The sequence below is a fragment of the Actinomadura sp. BRA 177 genome, from assembly GCF_013372625.1.
Lineage (GTDB): Bacteria > Actinomycetota > Actinomycetes > Streptosporangiales > Streptosporangiaceae > Spirillospora.
Genome location: NZ_JABXFD010000583.1, coordinates 1 through 22,043 on the forward strand (window position 1 = coordinate 1; position 22,043 = coordinate 22,043).

General features: G+C 71.6%; 21 protein-coding genes. 9 read left to right on the top strand and 12 right to left on the bottom strand.

Annotated elements, in window-relative coordinates; translation table 11 throughout:
* The first annotated feature begins 129 nt into the window (after positions 1–129).
* Both HUX53_RS33115 and HUX53_RS33120 read left to right on the top strand, forming a co-directional pair.
* Complete coding sequence (locus HUX53_RS33115) at positions 130–1,032, top strand: MinD/ParA family protein (protein WP_309237547.1); 903 nt, start codon at positions 130–132, stop codon at positions 1,030–1,032.
* A 168-nt stretch (positions 1,033–1,200) separates the two neighbouring features.
* Entirely contained in the window at positions 1,201–1,371 is a 171-nt protein-coding gene (locus HUX53_RS33120) for a hypothetical protein (RefSeq protein ID WP_176407150.1), read from the top strand.
* Positions 1,372–1,377: 6 nt separating this feature from the next.
* Here HUX53_RS33120 and HUX53_RS33125 read toward each other — a convergent pair whose 3' ends face one another.
* Positions 1,378–1,914, bottom strand: coding sequence for a hypothetical protein (locus HUX53_RS33125; protein WP_176407152.1), 537 nt, complete (start codon positions 1,912–1,914; stop codon positions 1,378–1,380).
* Positions 1,915–2,233: 319 nt separating this feature from the next.
* Between HUX53_RS33125 and HUX53_RS33130 the strand changes: the two genes are divergently transcribed.
* Positions 2,234–2,524 carry a hypothetical protein gene (locus HUX53_RS33130; protein ID WP_176407154.1) on the top strand — a complete coding sequence of 97 codons (291 nt, stop codon included), beginning with the start codon at positions 2,234–2,236 and terminating at the stop codon, positions 2,522–2,524.
* Positions 2,525–2,881: 357 nt separating this feature from the next.
* On the opposite strand, the gene HUX53_RS33135 is transcribed toward HUX53_RS33130, so the two are convergent.
* The 6 genes from HUX53_RS33135 to HUX53_RS33160 all read right to left on the bottom strand — a co-directional run bounded on the left by HUX53_RS33135 (position 2,882) and on the right by HUX53_RS33160 (position 8,475).
* Positions 2,882–4,048 (bottom strand): hypothetical protein, encoded by a 1,167-nt coding sequence (locus tag HUX53_RS33135; protein ID WP_176407156.1) that lies wholly within the window; start codon positions 4,046–4,048, stop codon positions 2,882–2,884.
* Complete coding sequence (locus HUX53_RS33140) at positions 4,045–4,851, bottom strand: hypothetical protein (RefSeq protein WP_176407157.1); 807 nt, start codon at positions 4,849–4,851, stop codon at positions 4,045–4,047. The genes HUX53_RS33135 and HUX53_RS33140 overlap by 4 nt, the downstream gene beginning before the upstream one ends.
* A gap of 40 nt (positions 4,852–4,891) precedes the next feature.
* Positions 4,892–5,230 (bottom strand): hypothetical protein, encoded by a 339-nt coding sequence (locus HUX53_RS33145; protein ID WP_176407160.1) that lies wholly within the window; start codon positions 5,228–5,230, stop codon positions 4,892–4,894.
* Between the two features lie 13 nt (positions 5,231–5,243).
* Positions 5,244–6,539: a hypothetical protein gene (locus tag HUX53_RS33150; protein ID WP_176407162.1), complete on the bottom strand. Its 1,296-nt coding sequence runs from the start codon at positions 6,537–6,539 to the stop codon at positions 5,244–5,246.
* Positions 6,540–6,567: 28 nt separating this feature from the next.
* Positions 6,568–7,554: a hypothetical protein gene (locus HUX53_RS33155; protein ID WP_176407164.1), complete on the bottom strand. Its 987-nt coding sequence runs from the start codon at positions 7,552–7,554 to the stop codon at positions 6,568–6,570.
* A 66-nt stretch (positions 7,555–7,620) separates the two neighbouring features.
* Positions 7,621–8,475 carry a hypothetical protein gene (locus HUX53_RS33160; RefSeq protein ID WP_176407166.1) on the bottom strand — a complete coding sequence of 285 codons (855 nt, stop codon included), beginning with the start codon at positions 8,473–8,475 and terminating at the stop codon, positions 7,621–7,623.
* Between the two features lie 164 nt (positions 8,476–8,639).
* Between HUX53_RS33160 and HUX53_RS33165 the strand changes: the two genes are divergently transcribed.
* On the top strand, positions 8,640–8,936 hold the full coding sequence (locus HUX53_RS33165; RefSeq protein WP_176407168.1) for a hypothetical protein: 297 nt from the start codon (positions 8,640–8,642) through the stop codon (positions 8,934–8,936).
* A 33-nt stretch (positions 8,937–8,969) separates the two neighbouring features.
* Here HUX53_RS33165 and HUX53_RS33170 read toward each other — a convergent pair whose 3' ends face one another.
* Positions 8,970–9,761 carry a hypothetical protein gene (locus tag HUX53_RS33170; protein ID WP_176407170.1) on the bottom strand — a complete coding sequence of 264 codons (792 nt, stop codon included), beginning with the start codon at positions 9,759–9,761 and terminating at the stop codon, positions 8,970–8,972.
* Positions 9,762–9,978: 217 nt separating this feature from the next.
* Here HUX53_RS33170 and HUX53_RS33175 point away from each other — a divergent pair, with 217 nt between their 5' ends.
* Both HUX53_RS33175 and HUX53_RS33180 read left to right on the top strand, forming a co-directional pair.
* Entirely contained in the window at positions 9,979–10,206 is a 228-nt protein-coding gene (locus HUX53_RS33175; protein ID WP_176407172.1) for a hypothetical protein, read from the top strand.
* Complete coding sequence (locus HUX53_RS33180; protein WP_176407174.1) at positions 10,203–10,649, top strand: hypothetical protein; 447 nt, start codon at positions 10,203–10,205, stop codon at positions 10,647–10,649. The genes HUX53_RS33175 and HUX53_RS33180 overlap by 4 nt, the downstream gene beginning before the upstream one ends.
* A gap of 26 nt (positions 10,650–10,675) precedes the next feature.
* Here HUX53_RS33180 and HUX53_RS33185 read toward each other — a convergent pair whose 3' ends face one another.
* Entirely contained in the window at positions 10,676–12,103 is a 1,428-nt protein-coding gene (locus HUX53_RS33185) for a DUF1266 domain-containing protein (RefSeq protein ID WP_176407176.1), read from the bottom strand.
* 82 nt (positions 12,104–12,185) lie between these two features.
* A complete protein-coding gene (locus HUX53_RS33190) occupies positions 12,186–13,127 on the bottom strand; it encodes a DUF6177 family protein (RefSeq protein ID WP_255205885.1) in 942 nt (313 codons plus the stop codon).
* Positions 13,128–13,321: 194 nt separating this feature from the next.
* On the opposite strand from HUX53_RS33190, the gene HUX53_RS33195 reads away from it, so the two are divergent.
* Positions 13,322–14,692: an LCP family protein gene (locus tag HUX53_RS33195; RefSeq protein ID WP_309237548.1), complete on the top strand. Its 1,371-nt coding sequence runs from the start codon at positions 13,322–13,324 to the stop codon at positions 14,690–14,692.
* A gap of 159 nt (positions 14,693–14,851) precedes the next feature.
* Positions 14,852–15,847 carry a glycosyltransferase gene (locus tag HUX53_RS33200; protein ID WP_176407180.1) on the top strand — a complete coding sequence of 332 codons (996 nt, stop codon included), beginning with the start codon at positions 14,852–14,854 and terminating at the stop codon, positions 15,845–15,847.
* On the opposite strand, the gene HUX53_RS33205 is transcribed toward HUX53_RS33200, so the two are convergent.
* Together HUX53_RS33205 and HUX53_RS33210 are read right to left on the bottom strand one after the other, a co-directional pair.
* Positions 15,844–18,879, bottom strand: a complete 3,036-nt coding sequence (locus HUX53_RS33205) for a sialidase family protein (protein WP_176407182.1) — start codon at positions 18,877–18,879, stop codon at positions 15,844–15,846. The genes HUX53_RS33200 and HUX53_RS33205 overlap by 4 nt on opposite strands.
* 91 nt (positions 18,880–18,970) lie before the next feature.
* Positions 18,971–20,464 (bottom strand): sulfatase, encoded by a 1,494-nt coding sequence (locus tag HUX53_RS33210; RefSeq protein WP_217920209.1) that lies wholly within the window; start codon positions 20,462–20,464, stop codon positions 18,971–18,973.
* A 116-nt stretch (positions 20,465–20,580) separates the two neighbouring features.
* On the opposite strand from HUX53_RS33210, the gene HUX53_RS33215 reads away from it, so the two are divergent.
* Positions 20,581–22,038 (top strand): family 43 glycosylhydrolase, encoded by a 1,458-nt coding sequence (locus HUX53_RS33215; protein WP_176407184.1) that lies wholly within the window; start codon positions 20,581–20,583, stop codon positions 22,036–22,038.
* The last annotated feature ends 5 nt before the right edge of the window (positions 22,039–22,043 follow it).

Here is a 22,043-nt window from a genome sequence, read left to right on the forward strand (position 1 = left end):
TGGTTTTTGTTTTTTGCTTGGTGGTGGTCACACGAGATTAACATTATCTCTGTCGTCGGCAGCGTCGGATGGGTATAAGAGACGGCTGCTGCGGCGCCGGCGGCGCCGCAGCAGCATGGTGCGGGTGCGGTGCCGGCAGCGGACGAGTTCGTCCGCAAGAACCAGCACGGTGACGCGCTGGTCCGCCGGATGGGGCGCGGCGTGCGCAAGGCCGTCGGCGCCTCCGGGCAGATCCGCAGCCAGGCGGAGATCTCCGAGTACCTGCGCCGCCCCGTCAGCGGCTTCCGGCAGATCACGGTGGTCAGCGTCCGCGGCGGCGCCGGGAAGACCACCGTGGCCGCGCTGATCGCCACTGAACTCGCGCGGCACCGTCCCGATCGGGTGCTCGCGATGGACGCCGACGCCGAGCTCGGGTCGCTGCCGCTGCGCCTCGGCGTCCGGTCCGAGTTGTCGCTGTTCGAGCTCGCCGCGCAGCAGCCGCGGACGTTCGAGGAGGCCGCGCGGTACATGCAGCAGACCCGCGAGGGGCTGTGGGTGCTCGCCGCCACCCGGGGCGGCCGGATCACCGGCGAGTTCGACTTCGACACGTTCCAGTCGGCGTTCAGCGCGGTGAGCCGCTACATCTCCACCGCGGTGACCGACTGCAGCGCCGGCATCCTCACCGACCTGCACCGGGGCATCCTCGGGCAGTCGCACAGCGTGGTGCTGGTCACGCCCGGCACGGTCGACGGCGCGCTGAGCGCGCGCGGCGCCCTGGAATGGTTCTCCCAGGGCGGCCAGCAGCGGCTGCTACCCCGCACGGTCATCGCGATGGTGTCACACGCTCCGCAGATCGGCGCGGACCTCAACCGTGCGACGCAGATGCTCACCGCGTGGGGGACGCCCGTCGTGCACGTCCCCTATGACCGGCATATCGCCACCGGTGGCGCGGTCGACGTGTCGCTGCTCGGTGAGGGCACCCAGGCGGCCGTCGGCCGGATCGCCTGCGAGGCGTTCGCCCGCTCGCTCGGCGACCCGGGCCCGAGCCACTGAGCCGCGCCGGAGGCGGCGCGGCCCGGTGCGCTGGACGCGGCGGTCAGCTCGCTTCCAGATGAGGGTGTGGGCGACCTCCGCGTCCAGTTCGCCGGCGGAAACTCCCGGCGACCAGTAGGACTGGGCGTAGACGACGCGCGAGCCCTCCGCCCACGACCGCGGGCCGGTTTGCTGACCCTGTTCGCCTACGACGGGACGGAAAGGGTACTGGTGGGAGTCGGGACTTTGGCGGGCCTGGTGTTCCAGATGCAGCCGCGTGTGCAGCTCTGGTCGGTCACGCGCACCCTTAACGAGTTCGCTCGGGAGGTCGCCGCGCAGTCGAACCACTTCGGCCGTTGAGCCGACCTAAAGGGTGCCGCCGAAGGGGGTGTAGGCCAGTTCCCAGAGTCTTCTGGCCACTGGGTGCTGCAACGTCGGGTCGATGGCTTGCGCGAGTGCCGCCAGTTGGGCGGGTGGGAGCAGGGCTCCGCCTCGGGCCGGGGCGCGCAGCCAGAGCCTGGCCGGCTTACGTCCGGGCACCTGCACGACCAGGCGGGGCAGGACGCCGCCGCGATAGCTGCTCCACACCGGTTGCGCGCTGTCCGCGCTGACGTAGGCGGCGGTGAGGTCGTACCTTTGTCTGCCCAGGAGGCTCCGCTGGACAAGGACCCTGCCGTCGAGCCAGAAGGCGCTGCGGTAGTGCTGGACCAGCATCAGGCCGATGAGCGCGTCAAGAAGCACGATCGGCAGCAGGGCCAGGACGCTCAGCATCATGTCCTCCGACATGAGGAGCATCAGGCCGAGCGCCCCCACCACCAGGCTCACCAGCGCGGTCACCGGGACCAGGCACCCCAGCCAGAGGACCCACATGGGTCCCGGAAGGCCAACGTTCAGCCGGATCACTCGTCCTCCTTCATCGGCCGCGCGTCTTGCCTTCCGGTCAATGGCGCGCCTGATCGTCGGCAAAGCTACTACAGCATGCCGGATGGCCCGTTGGACAGTGCTCCCTCGCAATACAGCAGGCGTTGTTGGAGGACCTGAGGGTGACGGTGGCCTGCTGAGTGCAGAATTTGACGCACCGGCCCCACGGCAGCCCTCTCGCTGATCAACTCGCTGGGCAAGACTACACCGTCGCAGATCAATCGCTACGATCGGTTGCGGCAGGTCGGTCTGGTGGCATTTCGGTTGGCATGGAAGACCTGTTCTAGCGGGGTAGGAACCCATGAAGTACTTTGAACTGGCGGCCGGCGTGGGTCTTCTCGTGCTCTGCATGGTCTCGGTCGGTACCTGCGTGGCCCGGGTTCAACGCGGTGTGGAATTGGAAGGCATGCAGTTCGTCGCCGTCTCCAATTTCTTCATGGGGCTGTTCCTGATCACGTTCGCACTGGACAAGTCGGACCCGGTCGTCGGTACGGTGATGCTGGTGTCGATGTGCATCGGTCTCGGCGCGAGCGTCGTGGTCCTGATCAATACCATCCGTCGGGCGAGAAAAGACCCCTTCGACTTCGACTGACCGGAGTTTTGTTGTGCCTGTGATTGTCGGCGCTGTGGCGTATGCGCTATTGGGGCTTGCCTGCGTTGCCTCGGGGGTGCGGTCTCGGAAAGGCGTGGGGAATTACACGGTGTCCCGCAACGTCAAGGTGCCTTATGAGAAACTGCCGCGGCGGGAGCGGGTTCGTACGGGGAATGCGCTTCTTGTGCTTGGGGTGGTTTTGCTTCTGTGCGCTCCGTTCAGAGTCCTGCCGGAGGCTGCCGTAGCGGTACTCTTCCTTGTGGCGCTCTGTGCGTTTGTTGCCTACGCGGTGATTCAGGTGGGGTTGCGTAGGGCAGCGCAGGAGGTTGCGCGGGGCAAGGTGAGTTGAGCCCCCTCTTACGCGGGGGGCGGGACGAGGATTCGGTGCCAGCGGAGGGTGCGTTTGGCGCGCTCGCGGGTGGCGGGGTCTTCCGCGGGGAGTTGGGCGTTGTTGGCCCGGATGTGGTGCAGGAGGTCAGGTTCCGGGGCGATGTTGTGGTTTTCCAGGTGGTGGGGGACTCCGCCTAGCCAGATCCAGGTGCCGTCCGTCTGGTACGTGTCGGGGACGGTTGAGGGGCGCGCGGGGTCGAAGGCGTCCGGGAGGAAGCGGCCGCTGTCGTGGACGGCCGGGGCCTCGCGCAGGTAACGCAGGACGGCGGCGCGTTCGGCCGGCTCTAGGGCCGGGCGCTTCATGACCTCCGGGTCGCCCGGGACCGGGTTGTTCGCCAGGCGCAGCGACTGCTCGTAGAGCGAGGCGCGGTCGCGGAGGTGCTGGAGGTTCGGTGCGTCCTGCACGGTCGCGTCCGCTGGGACGGCGCCCGCGACGGGGTCGGCGGGCATGGTACGGCAGCGGGCGAGGACGTCCGATGCGGGGACGTGCTGCGCGTAGAGGTCGCGGAGTCGCTGCACCCAGGCGCCCATGGCGTCGCCGGCCGGGGCGCCCGCGTCGGCGCGGGGTAGGAACAGGGCGGCGATGCCGCCCGTCCACAGGTAGCCGAGGACGATGTCCTCCTGGACGACCGGCAGGTACTGGACGGGGCCGTCGGTGGTCACGTCGTAGCCGGGCGGCAGTTCGAAGTGCAGCGGCCCCCAGCCCTGCGACCGGTCGAGGTCGCCGGGGCGGAACGAGTCCCAGGGGGAGCGTTCGGCGTCGGGGTTGGCGAGATGCAGCAGGTCCTGCTTGCGGTCCGCGATCTCTTCGCGGGCGCCGGCGGGGACGCCGCCGCCGCGCGGGTCCTCGGGGCGGCCGATCCACTGGCGGATCGCCTCGCGTGCGGGCAGACCCGAGGTGTAGGCGTCGCGCAGGCGTTGCGACCAGACGACTGGGGCCTCGTATGCCTGGCGCAGGAACTCGTTGCGCCGGACGAAACCGGCGGACCGGTCGTCCGTCCCTGCCCACAGGTAGCCGATGTGCAGGCCGTCCAGCATCACCGGTAGGTGGACGACGGGGTGGCGCGTCGAGGTCGCGTAGCTTTCCGGCGGCTCGTAGGCGGGTGCGGGAGGGCCGCTGAAACCGCTGCTCATGACGACTCCGAGCCGGTGATGGCCGCGACCGCGGCGGAGCGGACGGTGTCGGCGACGTCCGGCACCCGGAACCCGCCCTGCCGGATGTGGGCGGCGAGGTCGGGTTCCGGCGGGACGCCGTGGGCGCGCAGGTAGTAGCCGACCGCGCCGGGCCAGATCCACGTGCCGTCGGTGTGGTAGGTCAGCGGGACGTTCCGCGCGTGGTCCGGGTCGAGGGCGTCGCCGTCGTAGCTGCGCGCCGCCAGGACGATCGGGGCCTGCTCCAGGTAGCGCACCATCGCGTCGCGTTCGGCGCCGGGGACGTCGGGCCGCCGCACCTCGGGCCGTCCGTCCGGGGACGTCCCGTCGAAGGGCCTGGCGATGCGCATGCCTGGTACCGCGTCCAGCCAGCCGGGGGTGTGCTCGGGGTCGCGCGGGAATCGGCGGCGTTCGGCCTCGGGCGCGTCCGGTGGCGGCCGGGTCAGCCAGCGCGGCTCGCCGTCGCGGTCGTACCGGACGTCGTAGGTGAACGGGAACGTCAGCGTGAACGTCGCGGAGAACCAGGTGCCAAGGCCGGGGGCGTACATGCCGGCGCGCAGGTGCTCGAACAGTTCGCCGAGCGCGGCGGGCGGGTCGAACGGGCTGGGCAGGCCGGGTCCGGTGACCAGGCGGAGCTGGCCCAGCGTCTCGGTGTGCGACCCGAGTGAGCGGTGCACGACCGTGCATTCCCCCCACCCCGGGGGCAGGGCGTGCGTCAGCAGCAGGGTGATCTGCTGGAGCAGGTCGTTCTGCTCGACGGGGTTCAGCGGCCCGTTCTCGCTCACGACGTACCTCTTTCCGTCCGTCCGGGGGGCTGGCCAGGCGTCATCCGCCGTGCGCGCCCGCGGTCTGGTCGAGCCGCTCGCGCAGCCAGCCGGGGATGTGCTCGTCGGTGCGGGGGAACACGGCCAGGTCCCCGGCCCACGCCTCGGGCGGGACGGGCGGGTCCCACAGCGGGTCGAAGTCCCCGTTGAAGCTGATCCAGTAGGCGCTCGGCGGGTCCATCATGAACCGCATCCCGAACCAGGTTCCCTCGCCCGTCCGGTACATCATCGACCGCAGCTCGCCCGCGATGAGCGCGCACTCGCGGGGCGGGTCGACGGCGGGGGCGCCTCCGTCCGGCATGATCACGGCGAGGCGGAGGTCGGTGACGCCGGCCAGCATGAGGACGCGCAGGTCAGACGGTCCGGGCGTCCAGGTAGGTGAGGATCGTTGCGGGGAGGGGCCGCAGCACCCGGTAGACGCGAAGCGGGGTGTCTTCGGGATAGCCGTGCAGTTGGCGTCTTTCGAAGGGCGTATCGATGGTGAAAAGGGTTCCGGTGTTGTCGCCGTCGTAGGTGTCCAGTTCCATGCCGGGCCGCAATACCGTCTCCTCGTCCGGCGACGGTTCCGGCGGCTTCGCCTCGGGGAGTGAACTCCCGACATGCCATTCGAAGATCTGGTGGGTGCTGACGAAGTCGCCCCTGGCGGGCGCCGGACCGGGATGGACGATGAAATACCCGCCCGGCCTGTTGTCGAGGGGCAGCAGTTCGAAGTAGCGGCGTCCCCGGGCGGCGGAGCCGTGCGGCCGCTCGGCGGCGATCGAACGCCGGATCTGAAGGGTGCCGTTGCCGGAGGTGGTGTCGAGCCGCCAGGCGTCGACGCCGTCCCGGGGGTTCTCGGTCCTGCTCAGCACGCCGGCGCCTTGCAGCACCGAGGAGTTCACCTCCGCGCCCGCCTCGGCGAGCACGGCGCCGGCCGCGAACGCCGTGGCGGCCGCGGCGTCGGTGAACGCCCGCTGCTCGACGCACTCGCCGTCCGCCATCCGGACGGCGAGCCACGCGGGCGCCACGTGGACGACCGACCAGCATCCGTCCGCGAGCCGGCCGACCAGGAACCGGTCGGCCGCCCCGGCGATCTGGTAGTCGCGCAGCGTGGCGCGCGCCTTCTCGAACAGCCCGCCGAGCCCATCGGGCAGCGCCGCCTCCAGGTCTGATTCCCGCTGCGGCGTGAACGCGTCGGGGTCGAATCGGTCCGCCGCCTCCTGGACGGCCGCCAGGTCCGCCATCCATCCGGGGACGCGGTGCGGTTCCTGCGGGAACATCCGCAGTTCCTCGGCCGCGGCGGCAGGGGTGATCCGGGCCATGAACGTGATCTCGTCCACGCTGTGGAACCTGACGTCCCAGGCGGGTGTGCCGCCGTCCGCGACGGAGGTCACGCCGGGTCGCAAGTGCACGTTCAGGTTCATCTCCAGCCAGGTGCCGTCGCCCTCGATGTGCATTAGCGATCGAAGTTCGCGGAGCAGCGGAAGGACGCCGGAATCCGGGATCAGCGACTCGGTTGTTTCAAATCCGTAGGGGATGACGGCCTGCTCGTAGGAGGCGCCCACTGCGAAATAGGCGAACTTCATCGACGTCAGGCCACCGGGCGTGAGATGGAGCAGCAGCGATGCGATCTCGTTCAGGCGCGAGTCCTGCTCGGCCGTGCTCAACATTCTTCTCACCTCCTTGCCGGATAGGGCTTCAGCCGTTCTGGCGGCGTCCCTGGCCGCGTTGTTCCCGGTATATCCGGAGGGTCTCCGACTCGGTGATCCGGGCGATGTCCCCGGCGTCCAGCAGGTCCGCGATCGGACGCGGGAGGAGATAGCCCTGACCTTGCTCCGACGGCCCTCCGGACTGCTGCCGCCGGCGGCTCGTCGGAAGGGTGGTGTTTCCGACCGGGAACCCAGGATGCACCGGGAGCGGACGCCGGACGACGAAGAATTTGCGCACCCTGTCCCTGCCCGACCTGAAAAGCCCGCGGCGTTCGAATGGCGTGTCCAGCGTGAACAGGTAGGGCTCGTCGGCCGAAGCGTAACTGTCCAGAAGCGTGTTCTCCGGAAGTTCCTGCCCCGTGCTCGCGCCGAAATCGCCGGGAAGGCGACTCCGGACATGCGCGGTGAACAGATCGTGCTCGCGGAGGAAGAGGTCGCCGTCCGGGCCGGGCGTCCGCACGATCACCTGGTAGCCGCCGGGGTGCGCGAGCACATGATCCAGGGGGACGCAGGACTCCCCGTACCGAAGGCGTCCTTCGTCGCGGGCCGCCGCCACCAGGCGATCGCCCTCGTCCAGCAGCTTCCAGACGAGGCGTCTGGCCGACTCGTCCCAGACGTGATCGAAAATGCCCTGCTCTTGCAGGAGGCCTTTGTGGATCGTCACATGCTCGTCGATGATCAGCCCGCCGGCCGCGTACGCGACGGCGTCCTGCGCCGACTCGAAGGACGCGACGTGCGAATGCGTCGCCTCATCCGCCTCGTCCGCGGAACGGACGGCCAGCCATTCGCCGTCCCCGCGAAGCACCGACCAGCAGCCGGGTTCGAGCCGTCCCACCAGGAAACGCGCGCCCCCTTCCCCTGCGAAGTCGCGCAATATCCGGCGCGCCCAGACGAACGTCCAGGCGCTTTCCGGGTAGAGCCGCCCAACGAGTTCGTACTCGTCCTGCGGAACCTCTGGGAGCGTTTCAGGGGCCATTACGAATCCTCGGGCGTCCCCTGGCGTCAGTAGTACTGCGGATATTCCTCAACCACTCTCGCTCCCTTACCGGCGCGCGAGTTCGCGCAGCGCGTCGAGGCCCGGCAGATCCCGCGCGGGCGCGTCCCGGCCGATGACGCCTGACAGCCTGTCCTCGGGCGCGAGCGCGCACCGTCGCAGGGCCTCCAGGGACGGGACGCCCTCCCGGTGGGCGTCGCTCAGCCGCAGCTTCCACAACCCGGCCGCGACCTCGCCCGCCGTCCCGGCCGGCTCCCGGTTCAGGTAACCGGCGGCGGCGCCGTCCAGCGAAGCCCACACGTATCCGACCACCGTGCCCTGAAGGGTGACGGGCAGGTAGCGGACGGGCGCGGAGGTCTGCTCCGGGTAGGTCGGCGGCAGGACGCTGAACAGCGGCCCGAACCCCTGCGACCGGTCGGCCGGCGTCCCGTCCTCGAACCTGCCGTCCTGCACGGACGGCCCCGCAGGGACCGGATAGCCGGGCGCGACCACCTGGTGCAGGGCCTGCAGGCTGGGCGCCTGCTGCTCGGCCTCGTCCGCCGGGATGCCGCCGCCCACCCGGTCCTCCTCGGCGCCCTTCAAGCGCCGGACGGCCTCGGCGGCAGGCACGTCCGCGGCGTACGCCTCGGCGAGCCGATCCTCCCAGTAGTCGGCGGCGAACATCTCGGCCTCCGACACGTCGGGGACGAGCAGGAACCCGGCCGCCTGCTGCCGGACGGAACCCCACAGGCAGCCGATCACCCTGCCGCGCAGCCGCACCCAGTAGTAGATGACCGGTTCCCGCGTCCAGTGCGCGTACGACGGGGCCGGCGGCGGCAGCGGCTCGACGTCCGGGAACGGCGGCGGCGACCCGGGCACGGGAGGGGGAGCGCCCGGATCCCACGGGGGAGGCAGGTCACTCATCTCGCGCGCACCTTTCACAACGACGTCCCATCATTTCATCCGGGTTTCAAGGCCGTTTTAGCAACCGGTCTACGACTATCCGTGATGGTGGGCCGCCTCGTGGAAGTGTTGCGTTGTAGAACTCTGCGGGGGACCGGAGGCACGACCTTGAAGGGTGGCGGACGATGCGCAGGAGACCGAACATCTGTGACGCCTGCGTGCGGCTGCAGAAGAGGTCCAACCCTGGCGCCGAGACGTCCCTCGACCGCTGGATCCCCTGCTGCGAGGCGTTCCCCGAGCGGATACCGGACGAGATTTACCGCGGCGGATTCGACCATCGGAACCCGTACGAGGGCGATCGCGGCATCCGGTTCGAACTGCGTCCCGGCGGGGAGCGCGCCCTGGCCGCGTACGAGTCGGCGGCCGCCCGCAAGGCGGCGCGCAAGCAGGACGCCGGGCAGAATCCGGGCCAGGGCGGCTGACCTCACGGCCCGCCGCCCGCCGCCCATTCGTCCTCACTCGCTCCACAGCAGGGTGTTGGTGACTTCGACGCCGAGCTCCCCGGCGGTGGCGAACACGCTGCCGGTGCGGCCGCCGGTCGGGCCGCCGCTCGACCAGTACGACTGGGCGTAGATGACGGTGGAGCCCTGCGTCCACGTCCGCGTCCAGTACGCCGGGTCGGCCTTCGGCTGCGGCAGCCCGCTGCCGGTCGACGGGGTCAGCAGCTTCGGCCAGCCCTCCCGGCTCGTGTAGCCCTTGACGACGGTCGCGTCCGACGAACTGGCGAACTTCAGGATCGAGACCGACGTGATGATCTGCTTGGACGGGCTCGCGTAGACGGCCGAGTACATGTCCCCGACGCACGGGTGCCGGCGCAGCGCGGGCAGCAGCACGGAGTTCGCGCGGGCGTCGCACGACTCGGTGCGCGTCCCCGCCTGCGTGAACGTGTTGCCCTTCGCGGTCCGGATCGTCCGGGTGAGGACGCCGGACGGGTCGACCGGCGTGCCGCTGGACCGTGTCGGCGTCGGCTCCACCGTGGACTCGTAGGTCGGCTCCTCGGTCGGAACCTGCGTCGACGACGGCAGGGACGTCGTCCGGCCCGGGTCGTCGTCATCGCCGCCGAGGACGAGGAAGGCGCCGGTGCCGATCACGGCCAGGACCAGCACCACGCCGACGATGAGCAGCGGCACGAGCGCGCCGCCACCGCCGCGCGGCGGCGGCGGGAATCCGGGTCCGCCCGGCATCGGCGGAGGGCCGGCGGGCGGCGGGAATCCGGGCTGGTGGCCGGGCCAGGGTGGGGGGTTCATGTCACTCCGTGTGTCTCACAGGCGGGGTGACTACTAAGACCCGCGAAACTACCGGACGGTTCGGTGGATTTCATGACGAAATCCCCCTGTGCAGGTCCCCATGCCGGTGAAACCCTTGTGCGGTAGGGCTCCTAGGCTGTGCGGGACGGGGCGCGCACCCCGTCCCGGTGCGCGCGGGGACGCGTGTCTCGTAGGCTGGCCGCTGAGAGGGGGGCAGGTGTCCGACTCCAGTTGGCAGCAGGCGGTTCTGCGTGAGATCGGCGTGTCCGGGCGCCGACGCCAGCGGCTCGACGCCGCGCCGCACCGCCCGGCCGAGGCGTCCTGGGGCGCCGAGGCGCCGCCCCGTCCCGCGCCGGAACGGCAGCCGTCCGCCGCCCGGACGGCCGTGATCCGCGTCGTCCACGAGGTGTTCTCCCGTTCGCTGGCCGCGGGGGTGACGCGATGAGCAGCGACCTGGTCGCGCTGGTGCGCCGCCGTCCGGACGTGCACGCGATCGCCGACGGCATGATCGCGATGGGCGAGGCGCTGGAGCTGCGCGGCGGCGAGCCCGATCCGACGTGCCTGCACGACGGTGAGGGACGCCTGCTCGTGTCCATCGAGGACCCGGTACAGGTGTCGGTCGAGGGCGAGATCGGACGGTTGCTCGGCGCGGAGTTCGCGGCACGGGTCGCCGAACCGGTCTGGTGGGTGGACGTCCGGGCGTCCGCCGACGTGCCGGACGCGATGCGGGTCGCCCGCAAGTTCGCCGACTCCCTCGTCCGCTGGCTCGGCGGAATGGTGTACCCGGAGGGCGCCGCCGACGCCCCGGCCCGCAGCTGGAGGGCAGCCGACCACGACACCGGCGCCGACCAGCCGGGCGACGCCTACCAGGGTGGCGTGATTCGCTGAGCCGCCGCTGGACCGGCGTCGGGGCGTCAGGGCCAGTCGCGTGTTAGGTCCAGGTTCCAGGGGACGATGTTCCATGGGCTGCGCGGTTCGGTGGCGAGTTCCTCGACGAGCCGTTCGTACTCGGCCTGGGCCTTGCCGCCGCCGCCCGACCAGAGCAGCCGTCCCTGCAGGTAGCAGGTGGACATGTCGCGCCAGGACGAGTACCGCCGCTGGATGTCGATGGCGAGCGGCAGCATCCGCTCCCAGCAGTACTCCTCGGTCAGCCAGCCCGCCATGTGGCCCCACCGGTAGAGCATCAGCGCGCGCCCGTAGTCCCAGATGAGGAAGCGCCCCACGTTGGTGCGCAGCGCCGGGTCGGCGAGGACCTTCAGCCGGTGCAGCTCCTCGGCGGCGTGGTCCCGGTCGTTGAACAGCTGGTGGAGGAACTGGGCCAGTTCGGCGCCCTCCTCGCTCGCGTCGGCGCCGGGCTCGTCCCGCAGCAGCGCCGGGACGAGCCGCGCGTACGAGCCGCCCTCGTCCCCGTACCGGACCCGGACCAGCTCGATCAGCCGCTCCACGAACGGCGGTTCGAGCCGGTCGCCGGCGATGAGGCCGTCGACCTCGCGCAGCAGCGTCCCGTACTCCTCCTGCGCGGCGGGGGGCCGGGCGGCGAGGTGGGCGTCCTGGGCGAAGTCGGCGCGGTGCCCGTCCTGGACGAGCCAGTTGACGGCGGCGAGGAGCTGTTCGAGGTCGTAGGCGCCCCACGGGTCCCGCAGCAGGTCGTGCGCGGTGCGGCGGTCGGCGGCCGCGGCGGAGTCGCCGGACGCGGTGCCGAGCCGGTCCACCCGGAACCCGTTGACGGCGCCGTAGGGCGCGCCCGCCCCGATGATCCAGCGCTGCACCGGGGTGAGGTCGCTGCCGTGGGCGAGGACGCCGGGCAGGTCGGGCGCGGAGATCAGCTCCCAGAGCCGGCGCTGGAACTCCGCGGCCTGCCGCCCCTCGCTGCCGAAGAACCCGGCGAGCTGCTTGCGGAGCGACGGATGCCGGACGTAGAGCCGCCGGAAGAACGGCCCGTTCTTCCACACCAGGTGCTCGGGACGCAGGTCGCCGAACGGTATCCGGGTCCGCCGGTGGACGATGGCCTGCTCGCCGAACCGCAGCTCCAGGTCCGACCAGAGCCGGGCGAACGGGGTGAAGCGCCACAGCAGCAGGAAGCAGCCGACGACGGCGAGCAGCGCCGCGCCGGGTGCGAGCGCCCACCGCGCCTCGTCCTGCAGCCCGGTGAGGGACAGGACGGCGCCGGCGAGCAGCAGCACCACGCCGCCCGCGCCGACCCCGAGGAACCAGCCGGTGGTGAGGACGAGGGACCCCTCGATCCGCAGGACCGCCTCATCGCCGTCGAACTCGAACGACCCCTCGGCGAGCGTCCCCTCGACGGCCCGCTCAAGCGCGTCGAGCTGACCGGCCATCCCCATGGGCAGGACGCTACATCATCCCTAACGGGTAGATCATCCGCGCGAATGGCAGCGTGGGGCGGGTCGTCCCGACATGTCCCGGTTAGGCCGACTGGAGGTGCTGCATGAGCACGCTGTGCCGCTGCCAGCCGTCCGGTGAGCGGCCGTCGCCGAGCGGGAAGAACGTCAGCGGGGCGCGCGGCGGCCCGACCTGCTGGCCGGTGATGCCGTGCGGGGCGGCCACGGTGCCGGCGACGGCCATCGCGACCGGGGCGGGCGCGCCCGTCCAGCGCGGCTCGGTGGTGAGGTCGGCGCGGCCCGGGGTGAGCTGGACGAACAGCGACGCGATCGGCTGGTCGGCGGCGAACGCGCCGACGAGCGTCGGAAGGTGCTGCAGGGGCGGCGGGTCCTCGGGCGCGTAGCCGACTGTGACGGTGCTGGTCTCGGCCACGGCACCGCCCTCGCCGGCCGTGTAGTCGCAGATCGCCTGGGCGGGGCGCGGGCCGTCCCCGCCGACGAAGAGCCGCACCGTCGACCGTCCGCGCGCGTACTCGGTGAGCCGGTCGCGCCGCCACGGGTGCTCCAGCGGCTCGGTGGGGCCGAGCCCGGCCGGGTACTTGCCGGTGAGCAGTTGCAGGAGGCGCTCGACCGTCCCGGCGAGGTCGCCGTCGGCGGCGTGCCTGATCCGGTAGACGAGGGTGAGCTGCGCGCCGATCGGCGCGGTGGGACGGGTGGTGAACCCGGGTGCGTAGTCGCGAGCCTCCGGGACGGGCGCGAACGTCCGCCCGGCCCATTTCATCGGCCGTCCGGTCAGGCCCTCGTAGTAGCCGTCGCCGTTGCGGACGATCCACTGCACGCCGTCGCCGGACGCGGCGGTGCGCAGCGGCAGCGTCAGCCGGGACTCCAGCGGCGTGACGAGCTGCAGGATGCGGCCGCTGTCGGTGCAGTCGCCGAGGGCCCTGCTCAGCCAGGCGCTCAACGGCACGACCGGCCGGTCCTGGAGGACGACCATCGCTTGGTCGGTCAGCGCGTCTACGGTGCTCATCTCGCCCGGGAGTCTAGTCACCGGGGGACGGCCCGCGACCGGGCGGCCAGACTGCCGGGACAGGTGACCAGGGAGTTTCCTGCGGCCAGCGTGACCCCTGTCCAATCTGTGCTGAAATGTTACAGATGCAGCGAGCCGCCGCGCCCCCCAGGGTGTACTACGCGGACCACGCCCCGCCGCCACCGGAGCCGCCGGTGCGGGGGCGTCTGTGGCGCGTGCTCGGCGGCATCTCGATCGTGCTGTCGGTCGTGCTGGTCGCGGGCAGCCTCACCGCCTACGGGTTCTGGCGGCGGCTGGACGGCCAGATCGACCGCGAGAACGTCGAGGGCAGGCTCGGCCAGAACCGTCCGCCCAAACTCAACGGCTCGCTGAACATCCTGCTGATGGGGTCCGACAGCCGCGCCGGGGAGAACGCCCGCTACGGCGTCGAGGCCGGGCAGCGCTCCGACACCACGATCCTGCTGCACATCTCGCCCGGCGGGGAGAGCGCCATCGGGATCAGCTTCCCGCGCGACTCGATGGTGCAGATGCCGCCGTGCAAGCGCAAGAACGGCAGCACCATTCCGGCGCAGTTCGGGATGATCAACGCGGCGTTCTCCAACGGCGGCCCGGCCTGCACCTGGCGCACGATCGAGTCCCTCACCAAGATCCACATCGACCACTACGTCGAGGTGGACTTCGCCGGCTTCAAACGGGTCGTGGACGCGCTCGGCGGCGTCGAGATCTGCGTCCCGAAGCGCATCGACGACCCGAAGGCCGAACTGCACCTCAAGGCGGGCAAACAGGTCGTCCACGGCGACCAGGCGCTCGGCTACGTCCGCACCCGGTACGTCCTCGGCGACGGCTCCGACCTCGACCGGATCAAGCGGCAGCAGGCGTTCATGGCGTCGGTCGTCAAGAAGGCGACCGACAAGGGCATGCTGACCGATCCCGGCCGCACCTACGACTTCCTGTCCGCCGCCACGAAGTCCATCAAGGCGGACGACAAGCTCACGCTGTCGGTCATGCAGAAGCTCGCCGCGTCGCTGCGCGGGATGAGCGCCGGGAAGGTCCGGTTCGTCACCGTGCCGGTGCAGGCGTATCCGCAGGACAAGAACCGCGTCCAGTTCAACCAGGTCCTCGCCGAGCCGCTGTTCAAGGCCGTCCGGGAGGACAACAAGCTCCCCGACCCCGCCCCAACGCCGGTGCCCGCGCAGAACAAGGTGCAGCCCGTCCCGCCCGCGCAGGTGAAGGTCGGCGTCTACAACGCGTCCCCCACGCAGGGCCTCGCGGGACGGACCGCCGGGCAGCTCACCGAGCGCGGCTTCAAGGTCGTCAAGGTCGGCACCAGCAAGAAGAAGTACGCCCGCACCCAGATCCTGTACGGCGCCGGCGCCGAGCGGCAGGCCGCGCGCCTGGCGATCGCGGTGCCGGGACATCCGCCGCGCGCCTGGCGGTCGGCGAAGCCCGGCTACGTCTACCTCGTCATCGGCAAGGACGGCGCCCGGCTGCGCGCGCTGACGCCGACGGTGCCCAAGATGGCCGGCGAGATCCGCGCCGACCGCGACATTTGCGCCCAGACCTGATGCGGCCACCCAGCACCGGTATCTTGGCCACGCAAACCATCAACCGCCGCAAAGCGTCCCTTAGTAGGACGGCCTAGGGACTCCCCCCGACCTTGGCCCGACGAGCCGCCCCCCGCACCGGGCTCTGCCGGCCGCCTACGCTCCCCCTGGAACGGACGCATGCAGCCCGAACCCTTCACCCTGCTGATGACCGTCTACGGCGGCGACCAGCCGGAGCACGTACGGGACGCGTTCCGCAGCGCCGTCCAGCTGCAGACGCTGCGTCCCGACCAGGTGATCCTCGTCCAGGACGGCCCCGTCCCGCCCGCACTGGCGGACTGCCTGACCGACCTCGTCGCCGGCAGCCCCGTGCCGGTCGAGTCCGTCCACCTGCGGCACAACCGCGGCCTCGGCCCCGCCCTCGACGCCGGCCTGCACGCCGCCCGGCACGACATCGTCGCCCGCATGGACGCCGACGACGTCGCCATGCCGCACCGCTTCCAGACCCAGGTCCCGCTGATCCGCGCGGGCGCGGACCTCGTCGGCGCCGGCCTCCTGGAGTTCGGCACCGACGTCACCGACGTCGTCGGCCGGCGCATCCCGCCGAGCGACCCCGCCGACATCGCCCGCTACTCCCGCCTCCACGACCCGTTCAACCACCCCACGGTCGTCTACCGGCGCAGCGCCGTCGTCGCCGCGGGCGGCTACGGCGACCTGCCCCTCATGGAGGACTACTGGCTGTTCGTCCGCATGATCGCGAACGGCGCCCGGATGGTGAACGTCGCCGAACCGCTCGTCTACTACCGCGTCGGCGAGGGCGCCTACGAGCGCCGCGGCGGCCGCGACCTGCTCCGCTCCGAACTGCGCCTGCAGCGCGAGATGCTCCGCGAGGGCTTCATCTCCCAGCCGCAGTACTGGCGCAACGTCATGGTCCGCGGCGGCTACCGCCTCGTCCCCACGGCGATCCGCAAGCCCTTCTACCGCGCCGTCGTCGCCCCCTACGGCGCCCGCCGCAACCGCTCCCGCGACCGCGCCGAAGCCGGCCTCCCCGCCGGCGCCCTCTCCTACATCCCCCGCCACGCCCGCCGCCCGGACCAGGAACCGGCTCCGGCGCAGGGCCTGCCGGAGCCGCCTGCCCCAGCCGCCCACCGATCGCGGCGGCGCGGCCGCGGCTAACCCGCCCGCGTCCACAGAACGGGCTGCTCACCCCCGGCGTCCGCGCTGCGGCCCACGCCGAGCACCCCGCCGCCGAATGGCGCGAGCCCGGTGACCTGCTGGTCGCCGTCGCCGCCCAGACCCGTGCCGCCGGGCTTCGCGGCCTTCCAGGCCGTGCCGTCGGCCGACGTCATCGACACGACGTCGGTCGAGCCGGCCGGGCCAGATGTGGCCGTCGCGGCGAACCCGGACGGAGTCGCCGTCAGCGCGGTCGTGACGATGTGCGGGTCGCCGCCGGGAACGGGCAGTTCCCGCCACGATGAGCCGCCGTCGGAGGAGACGTACCCGATCCAGTTGGCGCCCTGCTTGGCGGGGGCGATCCCGGCGGCCACCAGGGTGCCGCCCTTCGCGGTCACGTGGGTCAGATGGCCTTCGATGACGCCGCTCGGCAGCGGCAGCGTCTGCAGCGTCCAGCGCAGGCCGTCGGACGACGACCACACGGCGGGATGGTTGCCCTTCGCGTCGCGGACACCGCCGACCGCGGTGAATCCTGAACCGGCGCCCGCGACGTCCGCCATCCAGCGGCCCGCCTTCTGCTCGCCTTCCAGTGCCCGGTCGGTGCCCGAGCCCCGCTCCCAACTCTTCAGATCTGTGGAGAACCAGGTGGCCGCGGAGGGTCCCTCGGTACCGACCACCACGTATCCGGCTGAACCCGACGCCGCTGCGTTGGTGACCAGCGCTCCCCGCTTGCTTTCCCGGAACGCGACGCCACCGTCGGCCGCCTGCCAGGTCGCTCCGTCAGCGGACGTGACGACGAGCGGACGTTTGGGCCCGGCCTGGTCATAACCGACCGCCAGCCAGCCTGGCCCGCCTCCGACGACGTCGGTGAGCCGCTGCGGCCCCGGCCGGGTGAAGGCGGCTCCGAGACCCTGCGCGCTCTTCCAGGAAGCTCCGTCGGCGGAGGTCCAGGCCGCGGCGTCACCGGACGCGCTGCCCACCGCCACGGCGAGCGAGCCGGACGCCCCGACCGCCTGCACGGTGTGGTCGGGCCGGATCAGGTCGGAGATCTTCGCCGGGTCGACCGGAACCGCCCGGCCGGCGGAGTCCCAGACGCTCAGCAGCGGGTTCCTGTCGCCGCCGCCGGGTTCATGGCCGACGAGGACCGTCTGGCCCTCGGCCGGCGCCGCGCCGGCGACCTTGCGGCCCGGCTTCCCGGGCGCGGTCCCGGCCGGCTTCCAGGTCTCGCCGTCCGCGCTCTGTGCCAGCAGTACGTCCCCGCCGCCCGCCACCAGCACCGTGTACCCCTTGGCGTCGCCGAGGACCTGTCTGGTGTAGTTGTAGCCGGCCATCTCCAGCTTGCCGGCCTCACGCCAGTCCTTCCCGTCCTTGGAGACGAACGCCTGGCCGTAGGACTTGCCGCCCTTCTTCATCTCCCGGACGGCGAGGAAGCCGGCCTCGCCGCCGCCGACCGTGAGGCCGCGGCTGCCCTTGGGCACCGGAACATCGGAGACCGCCCACGTCCGGCCGCCGTCCTGTGACCGCCAGACCTTCCGGTACTGCGGCGGCTTCTTGTTGTCCGGCTTGATGAGCGCTTTGAGCAGTATGGTGTCGCCGCTCGCGGCGGCTTCGATCAGGGAGTACGACGCCTTCTTGACCTCCAGGCCGATCTGGTCGCCGACCCTGGCCTCCCACTGACGTCCGTCGGCGGATGTCCAGACGACCGCCTTGGCATCGCTGAAATCGCCCTTCGTGGACTTTGCGCCGATGGCGATGAATCCCGCGCCTGTGGAGACGACCTGGTTCACCCGGCTGCCGGGCCCGAACACCCGGCCGACGGCGTCGGGCTCCCGCGTCCAGGTCCGCCCGTCGGAACTCGTCCACACGGCACCGCCGCTCTTACCAGAGCCGATCGCGACCCAGCCCTTGGACGAGCCGCCCACGGACTGGGGCAGCGCGGTGGCGGCTGGGCCGTCCTCCGGTCCCCCCACCTTCGCGGATGCGAACGTGTGCCCGCCGTCCGTGGAGACCACGAACAGGCCGCGGGACATGCCCACGCCCGTTTCGGAGCCCACCGCGACGACCGTTGAGCCCGCCGCCGCGATGCCGGTGAACTGCTGGTCGCGGCCGTCGGTGCGGGCCGCGCCCGTCACGGGGAAAGCCGCGCCCGCCAGCTTGGCGCCGGTCTCGCCGCCGCCATCGTCGTCGCCGAGCAGGCCGGGCACGATGACCGCGCCGGCGGCGGCCAATGCCACGACGGCCACTCCCGCCACGCCGATCAGCAGCGGCTTCTTGATGCTCTTGCGGGGCCGCTCGGGCCTGCCCGGGGACGCCGTCCGCCAGGGCTCGTCGAGCATAGGCGGCGGTGCCGGCGGCTGGGCGGTGTCCTGCGCGGGCTGGGACGAGCCGGGAATCTGCTGCGCCCAGGGGAACGGCTCCGCGGCCGGAGGCGTGCTCGGTGCGCCCGGGACCTGCTGCGCGTAGGGGAACGGCTCCGCGGCCGGAGGCGCCGGAGCCGGCAGCGCCGGTGTGGGAGGCGCCGGGGCGCCGGGGATCTGCTGCGCGTACGGGAACGGCTCGTGGGCCGGGGGACTCTGCGCGGGCGGCGCCTGTGCGGCGGGCGGCTGCGGAGGCGCGGCAGGCTGCGGGGCGGGAAGCTGCGGCCGGGGCGGTTCCGGCACTTGCTGCGCGTACGGGAAGGGCGGAGGCACCGGGATGTCGGTGGACGTGGCCGGGGCGGCGGCCGCGGGAGGGGCGGCGGGTTGCGCCTTGTCCCGTTCGAACCTGAACTCCATGATGGTGCGGTCGGCCATCACGGCCTCCGCGTCGTCCTCGGGAGCGTTGTTCTCGGGAGCGTCGTCCTCCGCGTCCTGGGCGGCCGCCGCCGGCGGGTTCTCAGGACGTCCCTTCGCCTCCGCGTCGTCCTCGGGAAGCAGGGGACCGCCGGGTGAGTCCTGGTCGTCCAGCCAACGCGGCGGAGGCGGCGCCTGACCTGGATGCCCGGGCTCGGGACGCTCCACCTCGTGGTCGTCATCCGGCTTTCCGGTTGGAGTCACGCCCGCTCTCCCCGTATCGGCTCACCCTGCACATCGCCCTGTGTCGCCACAGTCGTCAGCGATGATAGCGGCGCATAAGGGACGGAAACCCTCAGCGGCTCCGCCCCGCGGAGGCACAACTCGCGCCCGCGCAGTGCGTCAGCGCGTACAGCAGGTCCGACAGCCGACGCCGCTGCTGCTCCGGCAGCCTCCCGGCGATGTTGGTCAGCTCGTGCGGGTCCCGGGCACGGTCGTAGTACTCGCGCTCCCCGTTGGTGTACTCCACGTAGAGCATGTCGTTCGTGCGGAGCGCGTTGTAGGTCGGCGGCGCGCCGGGCGCCGAATCCTGCCGGTCCGGGTCCTGCGGGGACGGCGCCGGCTTGACGTGCTCGATCAGCGCCGTGTCTCGCCAGTCCGGGGGCGTGGCGCCGCCCAGGAACGGGGCGAGTGACCGGCCGTCGGTCGCGGGCGGAGGGCGCACGCCGGCGAGCTCCTGGAACGTGGGGGCCAGGTCGGTGTTCTGGGCGATCTCCTCGATCTTGCGACCGGGCGGAACCCGCGGGCCGGTGACGACGTAGGGCACCCGGACGTCGGTGTCGAACGCGGTCATCTTCCCCCCGGCCAGCCGGTGCTCGCCCAGGTGAAATCCGTTGTCGGAGCCGAACACCACGTAGGTTTCGCGGTCGATACCGAGTTCCTTCAGCGTCGTCCGGATCCGGCCGATCATCTCGTCCACCGACTGGACCATGCGGACCCGGTTCCGGAAACCGTTGTCGATGCGGCGGATTCCCGGCTTGAGCAACCTCGGATGCGACCGCAGCCAGGACGGCTTGTCGCGGATGTCCGGCTCGTTGAACCCCGGTGGCCGGGGAGCCTTCAGAGTGCCGAACATTCCGGCGTGCCTCGGCGCAGGGACGAACGGGCCGTGCGGAGCGAACGTCGCTATCTCGATGAAGAAAGGCTGCGAGGACGCGCCGGACCTCTTGATGAAGTCGACGCCCTTGTTCGCCAGCACGTCGGTCAGGTAGTCCTCCGGCTTGCCACCGTAGTGAACGAGCCGGCCGTTCTCGTTCAAGTTGTAGTTGTACTCCGGGTAGCCGTTGCCGTTGACATACCACTCGCTCCACCCGGGTGGCACGTACGGTTTCGTCCCGCCCCGGATGTGGTTCGGCTGGTAGCCGTTCATGTACTTGCCGAGCAGCGCGGTGCGATAGCCCGCCTTCTGCAGGGTCGGCGCGAACGAGTGCTGCTCACCGCCGTTCTTCTTGAACACCTCGTAGCCGCCGTTGGGCGGGAAGTTGGTGCGGACGCCCGTGTTGTGCGGGTACTGGCCGGTGAAGATCGTGGCGCGGGAGGTGCAGCACAGCGAGTCCGCCATGATGAAGTTGCGGAACGTCAGCCCGTCCCGCTGCATCTGGAGAACCTGCGGCATGTGCGCGACCAGGTTCCAGGAGAGGTCGTCGGTCAGGACGAAGACGATGTTCGGCCTCTTCGGGGCCTTGCTCGCCTTCGCGTCGGAGTGCTCGCCCTGCTGGAGGCTGCAACCGCTCAGGCCGAGCGCGGCGAACAGGCACAGGACGGCGGCCAGCCGCCGATGTCGGATCAAGGTCCGTGTCCCCTCCGTGATGCGGTTGCCGGGCAAAGCGTAACGATCCGGACGACGGTCCGCGTATTCGGGACGATTGGCCGTTCCACCCGGTTGTTGGGATGATGCGGGATGCCATGAGGAGAAGGGGCGGGGATCCGCGGGCGCTCTCGCCCCTGGTGCCGCTGGTCGCGGGCGCCGCGATCAGCGCGGCGATCGCGCTGGTCATCGGGCTCGTCGTCGCCTGGGTGCCGTCCGCGCGGGGCACGGACGCGCGCGGCGCCGACCGGGGCCCGGAGCCGCCGGTGCCGAGCCCCGCCGGTTCTCCCGTGCCGATCGACCCACCGGGCTACTCGCCGGTCAAGCCGGTGATCGACGGGTCGTTCGCCGACCCGGCCGTGATCGAGGCGGCCGGGACGTACTACGCCTACGGAACCAACAACGCGGACGCGACCATGCCCGTCGCGACGGCTCCGATGCCGACCGGGCCGTGGCGGACGTCACCCGGCGACGGCCTCGCCCGGCTCCCGGCATGGGCCGCCGAGGGACGGACGTGGGCGCCGGAGGTCGTCCCACCGCAGGGCGGGTCCCGCTCCTACGTGCTGTACTTCTCCGCCCGCCGCAAGGACGGCGACGAACAGTGCATCGGGACCGCGACGGCGTCCTCGCCCGCCGGTCCGTTCGTCCCGCTGGAGGACGGGCCGCTGGTGTGCCCGCTGGACCTGGGCGGCGCCATCGACGCGGCCTCCTACATCGAGACCGACGGCACGCGCTACCTGCTCTACAAGAGCGACGAGCAGAAGACGGCGGCGATCTACCTGGTCCGGCTGAGCCCGGACGGCCTGCGGCTCGCGGGCACGCCGAAGCGGATCATGGGCCGCGGCGCGGACGAGCCGGTGCTGGTCGAGGCGCCCGAGCTCATCAGGCGCGGGAACGAGTACGTGCTGCTCTACTCGGCGGGCTGGTACTTCGAGGCGGCCTACCAGACCCGTTACGCGGTGGCGCCGTCCATCGAGGGGCCGTATGAGAAGGCGGGTCCGCTGCAGTCCACCGCCCTGTACGGTGGAGCGGTCGAGGGGCCGGGGAGCGTGGACGCCTTCAGCGACCAGACCGGCGACTATCTGGCCTTCCACGGGATCCTCGACCACCACGGCGGTTCCCGGGTGACCCGCGGCATGTACGTCGCCCGGCTCGGCTGGGACGGTGCCCGTCCCGTCGTCCGGGGCGTCCCGGTGCGCTACGAGGCCGAGCGCGGACGGCTGAACGGCTGCGTCTTCGCGCTGGACCGTCCTCACGCGTCCGGCGGCCAGGCCTTCGGCCCGTTCGCCCGCGGTGACTGTCGCGTGGACGTGCCCGTCTTCGCGCCGGCCGCCGGCGAGTACTCGATCCGGGTGCGCTACGCGAATCGTGCAGGCGGCGACTCCGACCTGGAACTGTCGGTGGACGGGCACGCCGCGGCGTCCGCGCGGCTGCACGCCACGAAGGGCGACGGCTGGACGTCCGTCACCGCCAAGGTCGAACTGGCAGCCGGATGGAACACGCTCGGTCTGCGCAGCCCCGGTCGGGCAGAGATCGACTACCTGGACCTCCGGTAGAGGCC